Raw genomic sequence first — 12,664 nt, 5'->3', positions numbered from 1 at the left:
GATGCCTCCATCGCTTCGGCGGCTGAGCCGCACAGATACCGTGTCGGGGTGGGCGCTGGTGAGCCCGGCGGCCATCCTGATCGGGATCTTCGGACTGCTGCCGGTGCTGATGTCACTGCAGTTGTCGTTTCAGAAGTCCGACCTACTCAGTGCCGAGACCCCGTGGGTCGGTTTCGACAACTACAAGAAGTTGGCGCACGATCCGGTCTTCCTGGAGGCGATCAAGCACACCATCGTCTACACGGCACTGTTCGTGCCGGGCACGATGCTGGTGGGCCTGTTGGTGGCGACCGCGCTCAACCGCTCAGTCCGGTTCATCTCGGTGTACCGCACCGCCGCCTACGTCACCACGGCGGTCTCGACGATCTCCCAGGGCATCATCTTCCTGTGGCTGACCGACCGCGATTATGGATTGGTCAACGCGGCTTTGAATGCGGTCGGTGTGTCGTCACAACCGTTCCTGGCCTCGCCATCGCAGGCGCTGTACGTGATCGTGGCGATGACAGTCTGGGGCTGGACCGGCTTCTCGGTGATCGTGTATCTAGCTGCGCTGCAGGGTGTTCCAGAAGAACTGCATGAAGCAGCCGCGATCGACGGCGCGTCAGCGTTCACCCGGTTCCGCACCATCACAGTCCCGCTGCTCGGGCCGGCGAACCTGTTCCTCGTCGTGTGGCTGACGATCAACGCACTGCAATTGTTCGACGAGGTCTACGTGACCACCCGCGGCGGTCCGCTGCGTGCGACGACGGTGATCGTCTACTACCTGTGGGACCGCGCGTTCGTTCAATTCGACGCCGGGTACGCCGCGGCGATGGCCTACGCGTTGTTCGTCGTCATCCTGATCGTGACCGCCGCGCAGTTCCGGCTTGCCAGAAGGTATTCGCAGTCATGAGCGTCGAGCTGCCCATCCGGCCCGATGCCGTGGAAGTGTCCACCGACCCCGAGCGGCCCTCGTGGTGGCGGCTGCCGTTCAGTCCGTGGCATCTGGTGCTGATCCCGTTGACGTTCATCCTGCTGGTCCCCCTGCTGTGGATGCTTGTCACATCGTTGGAAACCGAAGGCGAGGCGAATCGCTTTCCGCCGGTGTTGTTCCCCGAGAGTCTCCAGTTCTCGAATTACACCGAGGCGTGGGCGGCAGCACCGTTCGGGCACTTCTTCGTCAACAGCTTGCTGGTGACGTCGGTTGTCCTGGTGAGCAACCTGATCGTGTGCAGCCTCGCGGGCTACGCGTTCGCGAGGGTCCGGTTCCTCGGTCGCGGAGCGCTTTTCGTCACTCTGATGGCAACGCTGATGGTGCCGTTCCAAGTCACTATGATTCCGGTCTTCCTGATCGTGAAGTGGTTCGGCGACAACGTGTGGGCGGGGCTCGGCATCGATCACATCGGGGCGCTGATGCTGCCGAACCTGGCGACCGCCTTCGGCATCTTCTTCCTGCGCCAGTTCTTCATGACCGTCCCCGTCGAACTGGAAGAGGCCGCCAGGGTCGACGGGACATCGCGGATCGGCGTGCTGTTCAAAATCATCCTGCCGCTCTCGTTGCCCGCCCTGTCGACGTTGGCCGCACTCACCGTGCTCACGTCGTGGAACGATTTTCTCTGGCCGCTGATCGTCATCACCTCACAGGACCAGATGACGATCCCGTTGGGGCTCAGTTACTTCCAGGGTGCACACCACGTCAAATGGCCGCTGTTGATGGCAGCCAACGTGATGAGCCTGTTGCCGATGCTGCTGGTCTTCATCGGGGCACAGCGGTACTTCGTACAATCGGTCGCAAGCCAAGGATTGAAGGGCTGAGAATGGCAGAAGTCGAATTTCGTGACGTGACGCGCCGTTACCCGGGCGGCGTCGTCGCCCTCAACAGCTTCAACCTCACCATCGCCGACGGCGAGTTCCTGATCCTCGTGGGACCGTCGGGATGCGGGAAGAGCACGGCGCTACGACTGCTCGCGGGACTCGACAAGCCGACATCGGGTGAGATCAGGATCGGCGGCGCCGTGGTCAACGGGCTGGCGCCCGGTGAGCGCGACATCGCGATGGTGTTCCAGAACTACGCGCTGTATCCGCACATGTCGGTGTACCGCAATCTGGCCTTCGGGTTGCGGCAACGCAAGACACCGCGTGCCGAGGTGGACCGGCGGGTGCGCGAGACGGCCGCGCTGCTCGAGATCGACACGCTGCTTGACCGCAAGCCCGGCCAACTGTCCGGCGGCCAGCGGCAGCGAGTCGCCATGGGCCGCGCGCTGGTTCGCCAGCCACAGGCCTTCCTGCTCGACGAACCACTGTCCAACCTGGACGCCAAACTGCGCAATCAAGTCCGCGGGGATCTGAAGCGGCTGCACCGCGAACTGCCGGTCACCTCGATCTACGTCACGCATGACCAGGTCGAGGCGATGACGCTCGGTGACCGGCTGTGTGTGATGGCCGGCGGCGAGATCCAGCAGATCGGCACCCCCGACGAGATCTACAATCGCCCGGCCAACACGTTCGTCGCGGCGTTCATGGGCAGTCCACCGATGAACCTCATTGCCGCCGACGTGAGATCGGGGATGTTGCACGTCGGGGACGGGGCCGTCACCACCGTGTCGACACCCGACGGGCCGGTGACGGTCGGCGTTCGTCCCGAGCATCTGCGACTGCGCCGCAGTCACGCCGAGGGGCTGCTGCCCGCACGGGTCGATTTCGTCGAACCGCTGGGCAGTCATGTGTTGGTGACCGCGCTCGTCGATATCAGCGATACGGAGACGGCCCGGATCATCGTTCATGCCCCGGCAGGCACCGACTTGCCTGCCGGCGCTGCTATCGGTCTCGAGATGCCGCCGGAACAGACCTACTTCTTCGACGCCGACACGGGCAGCGCCCGAGCCAGTCGCGAGCGCGTCACGCTCTGAGGCAACGCCACCACTCGCTCACCGGGAGTGGTGGTTGCTTCGGGCCCGGCCAAGGGCGACAGTGGTCGCATGGAATTCGACGAGACTGTCGACGTCATCGTGGCAGGTTCCGGCGGAGGCGTCACAGGCGCCTACACCGCCGCCCGCGAGGGCTTGTCGGTGGCGCTGGTCGAGGCGACCGACAAATTCGGCGGCACCACCGCGTATTCGGGTGGTGGCGGCATGTGGTTCCCGTGCAATCCGGTGCTGCAACGTGCGGGCAGCGACGACACGATCGAGAAGGCGCTCAACTACTTTCAGTCCGTGATCGGCGACCGCACCCCGCGGGAGCTGCAGGAGACCTACATCCGCCGCGGCCCGGGTCTCATCGAATACCTGGAAGCCGATCCCGAGCACTTCACGTTCGGCGTGCTGCCCTGGCCGGACTACTACGGCAAGGCCCCCGATTCCCGCGGCGACGGCATGCGCCACATCGTCGCCGCACCCATTCGCGGTGAGAAGCTCGGCCCCTATGCCGGTTTCGTACGCGGGCCGCTCGACCATGACCGCCTCGGCGCCCCGGCACCGGAGAAACTCTTCGGCGGCCGGGCGCTGATTGGTAGGTTCCTCGCCGCGCTCGCCGGCTACCCGGATGCCGCGGTGTATCGCAACGCCGAGCTGACCGAGCTCATCACCGACGGCGGCCGCGTGGTCGGCGCGGTCGTGCAGCGCGACGGCAAGCCGGTGCGGATCGGCGCCCGGCGCGGGGTGCTCTTGGCGGCAGGCGGATTCGAGCACAACGCCGCGCTTCGCCAGACCTATGGTGTGCCCGGCGTCCCGAAAGACAGCATGGGCGGCCCGGGCAGTAAAGGTGCGGCGCTGGAGGCGGGGATCCGCGCGGGCGCAGCCACCGACCTGATGGATCAGGCGTGGTGGTCACCGGGCCTGACCCACCCCGACGGCCGCTCGGCATTCGCGCTCTGGTTCACCGGCGGTATCTTCGTCAATCAGGCCGGTGAGCGGTTCGTCAACGAGTCAGCGGCGTACGACCGGATCGGCCGCGAGATCATCGCCGAGATGCAGGCCGGCCGCCTCGATGTTCCGTTCTGGATGGTCTACGACAATCGCGACGGCGAGGTCCCGCCGGTCAAGGCAACCAACGTCTCCATGGTGGACACCGAGAAGTACCGTGAAGCCGGATTATGGCGCAGCGCAAACACTCTGGCCGAACTCGCCGAGGCGATCGGGGTGCCCGCCGACAAGCTTGAAGCGACGGTCGCCCGGTACAACACAATGGTCGCCACCGGCTCCGACACCGATTTCGGTCGCGGTGACGAGGCCTACGACCGTGCCTTCTCCGGGGGCGAGTCACCACTGGTGCCGATCGACACACCGCCCTTCCACGCCGCGGCCTTCGGCCTGTCCGACCTCGGGACCAAGGGTGGGCTGCGCACCGATTCCCGGGCGCGGGTGCTCGATGAATCCGGCGAACCGATCCCCGGCCTGTACGCCGCGGGCAACACCATGGCAGCGGTCAGCGGGATGACCTATCCCGGCGGTGGAAACCCGATCGGCGCGTCAATGTTGTTCAGCCACTTGGCCGCACTCGATATGGCGGCCGGCTAGGTCTGCTTGACCAACTTGAACGGCATGTTGATGAACAACGCCAGGCTGCGGCCGCAGGCACCCGACTGCCCCGTCGTCGAGTCCTGGCCGACCAACATATTGGAGGTCGGATCGGTCTGATCTCCACCGGGGCTGGATCCGTGGAACCGAATCACCTGCAGCCCAGGGGCACTGGTGCCGTCCTGGCAGGGCATCCAGTCTTGGATCACGCGTTTGACCCGCCAGTCGCCGCCGGCCTGGAAGATCGGCGCCGTCCAACCCGCATCGCTGCTGACCGTGCCGACACATTCGGTGGGATAACTGCATGTCGACGAAATGGTCCAGATGCTGCGGACGCTTTGCTCGTCGTGGAATACGTCGTTGGTGGTGGCCCACTCACCATTGGATGTGGCGACATACGTGCCGTTGAGCGCCCACTTGTCGTTGGCGGCGGCGGTCGCGGGGTTCATCACACCGGCCACCGCGGCAGCAGTCACCGCCGCGACGCCGATCAACGCCCGTTGCGTACGCATCAGCCCTCTCCCCTCACCTGTCATGTCGTCGGCAGCAGATCCTTCCAGGACTGCTGACCACCGGGCTGGACCAGATCGGTCTGCCGGAACACGTTGCCGTCAGGAGTGGCGTACTGGCCGGTTGCCGGGTCGTACGTGGCGATCGCCACCGACGGACCACCGGGTGCGCCCGGGTTGAAGGCGCTCGGCGCGACGCCCGGCGCACCGCCGGTATCGGTCGGCGCGATGTTCGGAGCGCCCACCGGCCCGGTGAATCCCGCTTGCGGAGGTATCGGGGCGGCCGGCGGTGCCGGGATCGGCCCCGTCGGCATCGGGGTGCCCTGCAATGGACCGTAGATGTTGTTATTGAGGGTGGTCCGGTCGTCAGGCGGGATGCCTTGGGCGATGAGGTTCGGATCGATCGGGCTCGGACCGGTCGCATGTTGCCGCATGGCCAGCGGCTCGAAAGGCTTGTCGCTGTCGCAGATCTCGACGGTCGGTGCCCGCTTGCCTGGCTGAGCCATGCACGGGTAGTTGCGCGCCCCACGGACAGCGGTCGGCGAGTCCTGCGGGAGTTTGCAGTAGAGGCCGTCCGGGGTGTCCGCGTCCGAGGTGTCCTCCGGGGAGCGCCACTGCGACGGCGGCAGGAAGCCGACCGTACATGCCGGCGGATCGCTGATCGTCAGCGTGAAGTCACCCAGCGTCATACCGGTCGGGTTGTTCAACGGCGAGCCGACAGCCTGGATCGAGCCGATGTAGGGCGGCAGCAGAACCAGCAGCTGTTCCAGGCTCTTGTGGTAGGTGACTCCGACCTGGCCCAGCGTGGTGAGGTTGGCCAACAACACCGGTAGCGTCGGCTTGACCTGATTCAGCAGCGCGGTGGCCTCATCGGCCGCACCGGGGCCGTTGGCCAGGATGCCGCGCCACTGCGGGTCGTTGGTATTGAGCTGGTCGGTGATCCCGGCCAGACTGCGCGCCCAGGTTCGGATCGCATCAGTGGAAGCCAGCTGGCCATCGAGCAGCGGCCTGCTGTCCTCGACCAAGGTGCGAGCCTGGTCGGCAGTGCCGCTGAAATCGGCTGCCAGTTTCGACGCGGAGTCGTTCAGCGTCGTGAGGTCGTCACCCGCGCCGTTGAAGGCTTGATAGGTGCTGTTCAGCAGGTCGGGTATGCGGGCAGTGGGGATGCTCTTGAGCAACTGGTTCGTCTGATCGAGCATCGGGCCGACAGCCTGCGGAATCCTGGCGTCCTTGACCGAGATCACCGAGCCGTCCTGCAAATACGGCCCGGAATCGGTGCGCGGCACCAGATCCACGTACTGCTCACCGACCGCTGACACGCTGAGCACTCGTGCCTCGAGGTCGGCGGGCACCTTCGGATTCGTATCCAGCGACATGGTGGCTTCAGCACCGGTGCGGGTCGGCCGCACCTCGGTGACCTTGCCCAGCTGAACACCGCGATAGGTGACATTCGAGAACTGGTAGAGCCCACCGGTTCTCGGCAGTTGGAGGGTGACGGTGATCTTGCCGATACCGAGCAAGGTGCCCACCTGCAGGTAGGCCACCACCATGACCCCGATACCGACCACCGACGCGATCGTGAAGATGATCAGCTGATTTCGGACGAATCGCGTCAGCATCAGTTACCCCCGTCCTGTGGTGCTGCTTCCGGAGCGGGGCCGGGTAGCGGGCCGATCCCTGATCCCGGGGCGGGTTGCGTGGCATTGGTCAGCTGTGCCTGCTGCCCGGGTACGGGCGCCGGACCCGGACCGAAAATCTGCGGCACGTCGGCCACCTCGGTCGGCGGCGGTGGGCTGAAGGGAGCGTGAAGCGGATCGTAGGTATACGTCGCGTACCACGGATCCCCTGGCGCTGGAACAAGTTTGGCGTTCTCGTCACCCCAGCGCGTACCGAGCATCAAGGTCTTCTTCAGCCGCGGCACGGTGAAGTCGAAGATGATGAACTGGTTGAGGTAATCGCCACGGATTGCCCGGTCGATCACCTGCTGCGTGTAGGGGAAGGTCGGCAAATAGGCCAGTGCCGTGTCCAGCTTCGGCCCGACGTCTGCCAAGGCTTTCAGCGTCGGCTCGAGGTTTTGCAGGTTCTTGACCAGATCGACCTTGGTGTCGTTGACCAAGCCGGTGGCCAGATTGGAGAAATCACGGAATTTCTCCAGAGCCGTCGTGATGCGGGGACGTTCCTTCACCAGGACGTCGAGGGCCGGTGGAATGCGATTGAGCGCATCGGTGAGAACCTGCTGCTGCCCGGCAAACGTTCCGGCGAGTTTGTTCAGTGAGTTGACGGCTTCGTTGATGCTGTCGCGCTGCGTCGCCAGCAGGCCGACGAAATCATTGAGCCGCGTGAGCAAGTCGCGGATCTGATCGGTCCTGCCGTTCACCGCCGCGCTGAACTCGTGGATGATGTCGCCGATCTGACCCAGTCCGCCACCGTTGACGACCACCGACAACGCCGACAGTGTCTGCTCGGTCGAGGGATAGGTCGAGGAGCGGTTGAGGCCCAGGGTGGCACCGGGTTGCAGAACCCCGCTGGGCGCCTGACCCAGCGGCGGATTCAACGCCAGGTGCATCGAGCCGAGCAAGCTGGTCTGGCCCACCGACGCCACCGCGTTCGCCGGAATCACCACGCCGGGCTCCACCGAGATCTCGACATCGGCGTGCCAGTCGGTCACCGTCATGTCACCGACACTGCCGACGACAACATCGCCCACCATCACCGGCGAATTCGATTCCAGCTGGCCCACATTGGCGATCTCGACGTGATACGTGCTCGAGCCCTTACCGTGCCCGACCGTGCCCGGCAGCGGCAGGGAGTTCAGGCCACCGAAACTGCAGCCGGTCACCGTTACCGCTACACAGGACGCGGTAACCAGGAGACGCTGCACCGAACTCCGACGCATCACGGAACTACGACGCATCATGATGGCGGATTCCCTTCGGCCGGAAGCAGCATGCCCTCCAAATTCGACGGCGGCGGCGCCGCCGGTCCGGTGGGCACACCGGGCGGGATCGGCGCACCCGGGAACAGCGCCGGGGACGGATCGGCGGGCAATCCGTTCGGGGCGTAGGAACCGTGATACGTATTCGGCGGCCCGCCCCAACCTGCCGGCCCCGGAACGTCGCCGTTGTAACCGGTGTATGCCGACACCGCCGGCGGAATTTCGTACCCCGGCGGAGTCCCATTGGTGCCCCCGGGAGCCAGGCTCGGATCGCTGTAGATCAGCTTGTCGGGGCTGGTCGACTTGCCCAGATAGGAGTTGAACGGGAACGGCAGGTAGTTGAAGTTCAGCAACCGCAGGGCCGGCCCGAGGTACTGTGCGCACTCCTTGCCGGTTGTGTCGGCTGTGGCGTTCTGGATGGCGCCGATGGCCGAGCAGACCACCTGCAAGGGGTTGGAGAAGTTCGCCAGCGCGAATCCGCCCAGTGCACTTTGGGAGTCGGGGTTATAGATGTTGTAGGCGTTACCAATCGCATTGGGCGCTACGTGCAGCAAGTTCTCGACGACGAGCTTGTTGTCCGCGAGGTTCTTCGTCACACTGCTCAACCGTTGCAGTTGCTCGGCGGTCTGATTACGCGTACCGGCGATGAACCGCTGGACGTCGACGACCGCGCTGGAGAGATTGGTCAACGCCCCGTCGATATCAGACCGGCTGCCGTCCACGACGCTGGACAGCGATGCCAATCGGTCCTGGAACTGGACGATCTGGGTATTGCTGTCGCGCAACGCCGTCACGAATGTCTGCAGGTTCTTGATGGTGTCGACGATGTTGCCGCTGCCGTTGGCCAGCGTCTTGCTCACCGCCGACAACTGCGCGATGGTGTCGCGCAGTTTCGGCCCGTTGCCGTCCAATGCGTTGGCCGCGGTGTCGATGAAACGACCGATCGACGTGGTTTGCCCCTCGGTCGCAGGTCCGAGATCGGTTGCCAGGCGGGTCAATTGGGTCTTGATCTCGTCCCATTCCACGGGAATCGCGGTGCGGTCCAAGCCGATCACCGCGCCGTCGGCCATCGTGGGGCCTTTGTCTTCATAGGGCGGCGTCAGCTGAACGTAGCGGGCGCCCACCAGGTTCTGCGCGACGATGACAGCCTCGGCGTTCGCCGGGATCGGCACATCCCGATCGACGGCCAACACCAGTTTGGCCTTGGTGCCCTGGGCATCGATGGAGTCGATCTTGCCGACCTTCACCCCAGCAACCCGCACCTCGTCACCGGGATAGATCGCGGTGGCGCTGGTGAAGTAGGCGGTGATGGTGTTGGGCTTGAAGAACGCGTACCGAACCAGCCACCCGACCGTACCGACGACCACGACCGCCACCACCGCGATGATGGCGATCCTCAGTCCTCTGCGAGACTTCACGGCTGCCCCCATCGCTCATTAGGTTGCGGTATTCCGTTGTACGGGAACGGAATCTCCGCACGCGGTCCGGCATTGTCGGCCGGCTGCCCCGCATCGGTACCGCGCCGGAAGCCCAGCGCGTAGTCGAAGAACGGCTGAAGTGTCTGCGCGGGGCTGAGATTGGCGACGAACGCGTTGTAGTAGAAGCCGTTGTTCACTGCTTCGGCCTGGGTCAGCTGGAACTTGGCCAGGCCCTTCATCGCTGCGGTGATGTTGTCGTTGTTCTTTTCCAGCATCTCCGTCACCCCGTTGAGCTTCTCCAGCGCGGGCGCCAATTCCTTCTCGTTGTCGGCCACGATTCCGCTCAGCTGCTTCGACAGGGCCGAGGTACTGGCCAGCAGGTTCGAGATGGCATAGCGGCGCTGGGACAACACACCGATCAGGTCGTTGGCGTTGAGCAGCAGGGTGTTCACCTGCGCGCTGCGCTGCGAGAGAATGCCGGTGACATTGGCCGCACTCTTGAGCAGGTTGGACAGTGAGTCGTTGCGCTCGGCGATCGTTCGCGACAGCTTGCTGATCCCGTCGAAAGTCGGCCCCAATTGCGGGGTGATGCGATCCAGAGTGTCACTCAAGGTATCCAGTGAGTGATTGATTTGCGCGGTGTCGGTGTCGGCCGTGTTCGCCGCGAGATCCGACAGCGACTCGGTCAGCGAATACGGCGATCCCGTGCGCGTCACCGGGATCACATCCGCGGCCCGAAGGGTTCCCTTGCCGCCGGACTCGAGCGTCAGAATGCGTTGCCCCAGCAGCGTTCCGGTGCGGATATGAGCACTCGTCTCTTCGCCGAGCCGAACAGAGCCCTTGACCAAGAAGGTCACCAGCGCCTTGCCGTGCTGCAAGGACACATCCGAGACGGTGCCGACTTTCACACCGGACACCTTGACGTCGTTACCCGGCTGCAGGCCACCGGCTTCGGTGAACAGCGCCTGGTGCCGGATCGACGTGGCAAGCGACGCCAGCCGTTCGGGCTGCAGCCCGATGGTGATGACGAGCACGATCAACGCCAGGCCGATAAAGCCTGCCCTGATCAGCGAGGACCCACGATATTTGAGCATTAGGGCTCCGCGCACCTTCCAGTGTGTTGGATGATCCAGGGGAAGTAAGCGGTGCGACCTTGCAGGTCACTGACCCGCAGGGACAGCCCACACAGATACTGGTTGATCCAGCTGCCATAGGAACCGAGTCGCACCACCTTGCGGTAGTTCGCGGGTGCCTTCTTGATCGAGATGTCGAGCAGTTCCTTGTCCTGGTCCAGCAGCGGGGCCAGCCGGCTGAGCTGATCGACGGTGCCGTTCAGCGGTGAGCGGGCCTGGGTGAGCAGATCCGTCAGCGACGCGGTGCCGTTGTCCAGCGCGGTGATCGACTCACCGATCGGATCTTTGTCCGCGGCCAGCCCCGTCACGAGCTTCTCCAGCTTGTCGACGGCCCCGGAGAACTTGTCGCCGTCCTTGCTGATGACGGAGATCACGGTGTTGAGGTTGTCGATCAGTTGCTGCACGTTCTGGCTGTTGTCGGCCAGCGAGGTGCTGAACGACGTGGTCTTGGAGAGCAGCGAATCGATGGTGCCCTCCTGACCCTGCAGGATCTGGATCAGCGCGTTGGTCAGTGCATTGACATCCTGTGGATTAAGCCCCTGCACAACAGGTTTGAGTCCACCGAGCAGCAGGTCGAGATCCAGTGCCGGCTCGGTGCGGTCCATGGGTATCTGGCTGCCCGGCGGCTGGATCTTCGCCGATCCCGGGCTGTCGACCAGCTCCAAGTATCGATCGCCGACCAGATTGAGGTAGCGCACCGTCGCCTTGGTGCCCGAGGTCAGCACGATCTTCTTGTCGGCGTCGAAGTCGACGACCACTCTGTTGTCGGGTTGCAGCGCAACGTCGGTGACGGTGCCCACGCGGACACCGGCCACCCGGACCGAATCACCGGACTTCAGGCTGGACGCGTCAGCGAAGAGGGCCGAGTAGGAGTTGTCCGAACCCGACCGGTACTGGCCGAAGATCGCAAACAACGCTGCGGTCAGCAAGGTCATCACGACGCCGAATACGCCGACCTTGACGATCGTCTTCCACAGCGCGGTCATCCCGGTTGTCCGATCTGTGCGGAGTTGCGCGGCGGGCCGTCCAGCGGACCGAACAGCGCCTGCTTGAGTCCGTCGGAGTTGAGCAGGATGCCCTGGTTTCCGTATTGCGCGGGGTTGGCGCCGATATCGGAGACGACGAACGGCGGGCTGGTCTCGAACGGCACCTTCGGCATGTCGGTGCATTGCGGACCGCCGCTGGCGGCGACCTTGGGCAGGTTGGCCGGATACCGGTAGCGCTCACGGCCGAGGAAGAACGACTGCAGCAGAACCGCTCCCGGCAGAGGGAGGCCAGGACCGGTGGCCAGCGGAACCAGACCGCCGATACCGCAGTTCAATGCCGGGCTGTACTTGTTGAGCAGATCGGTCGTCGGCACCAGAAGGTGCACGACATTGGTCAGCGGATCCTTGTTCTGGCTGAGCACCTCGGTACCGACGTCGGCCAGGCCGATCGCGCTGACCAGCAGGGTGTCCAGGTTCTGGTCCTGGTCGACGATGGTGTCGCTCAGCTTGGACGCGTTCTTGACGGTGGTCACCAGGTCACCGGACACGTCGCCGTAGGCGTCGAAGACCTTTGGCGCGACTTGCAATTCGTGATTGATCGTGTCGAGGCTGGGATTGAGCTTGGTCAGTGCGGAGTCGAGATCCACCAGAGTCTGACCGAACTTGTCGCCGCGACCGTCCAGAGACTTGGCGATCGCGCCGAGTGTCTGGTTGAGCTTGGCGGGTTCGATCTGGGACAACACCGTAACCAGTTGCTGGAACACGGTGTTGATCTCGACGGTGACGTGCTTACCTTCGATCACCTGGCCGGCCTGGATGGACTTCGCCGAGGCGTCCTGTGGCGGATTCAGCTCGACGAACTTCGAGCCGAACACCGTCGAGGAGGTGATGTCGGCGCTCACGTTGGCGGGAATGTCGTTGACCCTGTCGGGGTTCAGTGCCAGGTGCAGTGCGGCTTGGCCGTCGGGCAGCAACTCGATGGAGGACACCTTGCCGACCGGTGCGCCGTTGAGCTTGACCTTGGCATCGGGGTACATCACCAAACCGGCACGCTGCGAGATCACAGTCACCGGAACGGTTTTGGTGAAGCTGTCCTGGAACAGCCCAACGGCCAACGCGACAATCGCCACGAGGACCACCACGGTCGCCAATCCGGCGAGCGGGCGCGCGATACCTGATTTCATCGGGCT

The 12,664-nt window shown here is 64.4% G+C and carries 11 protein-coding genes; 4 read left to right on the top strand and 7 right to left on the bottom strand.

Annotation, left to right across the window (positions count from 1 at the left end):
• Position 1: 1 nt before the first annotated feature.
• The 4 genes from EV580_RS18450 to EV580_RS18435 all read left to right on the top strand — a co-directional run bounded on the left by EV580_RS18450 (position 2) and on the right by EV580_RS18435 (position 4,493).
• Complete coding sequence (locus tag EV580_RS18450; RefSeq protein ID WP_133692646.1) at positions 2-892, top strand: carbohydrate ABC transporter permease; 891 nt, start codon at positions 2-4, stop codon at positions 890-892.
• Positions 889-1,794: a carbohydrate ABC transporter permease gene (locus tag EV580_RS18445; protein WP_208114635.1), complete on the top strand. Its 906-nt coding sequence runs from the start codon at positions 889-891 to the stop codon at positions 1,792-1,794. Before EV580_RS18450 ends, EV580_RS18445 begins: the two co-directional genes overlap by 4 nt.
• Before the next feature lie 2 nt (positions 1,795-1,796).
• On the top strand, positions 1,797-2,888 hold the full coding sequence (locus EV580_RS18440; protein WP_133692645.1) for an ABC transporter ATP-binding protein: 1,092 nt from the start codon (positions 1,797-1,799) through the stop codon (positions 2,886-2,888).
• 69 nt (positions 2,889-2,957) lie between these two features.
• Positions 2,958-4,493: an FAD-binding protein gene (locus EV580_RS18435; RefSeq protein WP_133692644.1), complete on the top strand. Its 1,536-nt coding sequence runs from the start codon at positions 2,958-2,960 to the stop codon at positions 4,491-4,493.
• Here the strand turns inward: EV580_RS18435 and EV580_RS18430 are convergent.
• From EV580_RS18430 to EV580_RS18400, 7 genes are read right to left on the bottom strand one after another with little or no spacing between them, the layout of a single operon-like run.
• Positions 4,490-5,005, bottom strand: a complete 516-nt coding sequence (locus EV580_RS18430; RefSeq protein ID WP_133692643.1) for an Rv2253/PknI dimerization domain-containing protein — start codon at positions 5,003-5,005, stop codon at positions 4,490-4,492. The genes EV580_RS18435 and EV580_RS18430 overlap by 4 nt on opposite strands.
• Positions 5,006-5,025: 20 nt before the next feature.
• Complete coding sequence (locus EV580_RS18425; RefSeq protein ID WP_133692642.1) at positions 5,026-6,621, bottom strand: MCE family protein; 1,596 nt, start codon at positions 6,619-6,621, stop codon at positions 5,026-5,028.
• Positions 6,621-7,916, bottom strand: a complete 1,296-nt coding sequence (locus tag EV580_RS18420) for an MCE family protein (protein ID WP_502703938.1) — start codon at positions 7,914-7,916, stop codon at positions 6,621-6,623. Before EV580_RS18420 ends, EV580_RS18425 begins: the two co-directional genes overlap by 1 nt.
• Positions 7,916-9,367: an MCE family protein gene (locus tag EV580_RS18415; RefSeq protein WP_133692641.1), complete on the bottom strand. Its 1,452-nt coding sequence runs from the start codon at positions 9,365-9,367 to the stop codon at positions 7,916-7,918. The genes EV580_RS18420 and EV580_RS18415 overlap by 1 nt, the downstream gene beginning before the upstream one ends.
• Positions 9,352-10,449 (bottom strand): MCE family protein, encoded by a 1,098-nt coding sequence (locus EV580_RS18410; RefSeq protein WP_133692640.1) that lies wholly within the window; start codon positions 10,447-10,449, stop codon positions 9,352-9,354. The genes EV580_RS18415 and EV580_RS18410 overlap by 16 nt, the downstream gene beginning before the upstream one ends.
• Positions 10,449-11,474 (bottom strand): MCE family protein, encoded by a 1,026-nt coding sequence (locus EV580_RS18405; protein WP_133692639.1) that lies wholly within the window; start codon positions 11,472-11,474, stop codon positions 10,449-10,451. Before EV580_RS18405 ends, EV580_RS18410 begins: the two co-directional genes overlap by 1 nt.
• A complete protein-coding gene (locus EV580_RS18400) occupies positions 11,471-12,658 on the bottom strand; it encodes an MCE family protein (protein ID WP_133692638.1) in 1,188 nt (395 codons plus the stop codon). The genes EV580_RS18405 and EV580_RS18400 overlap by 4 nt, the downstream gene beginning before the upstream one ends.
• Positions 12,659-12,664: the final 6 nt, after the last annotated feature.

The sequence above is a fragment of the Mycobacterium sp. BK086 genome (assembly GCA_004362315.1).
Classification (GTDB): Bacteria; Actinomycetota; Actinomycetes; order Mycobacteriales; family Mycobacteriaceae; genus Mycobacterium.
The sequence above is the reverse complement of the archived record's forward strand: the minus strand, read 5'-3'. Positions and strand labels throughout refer to the sequence as shown.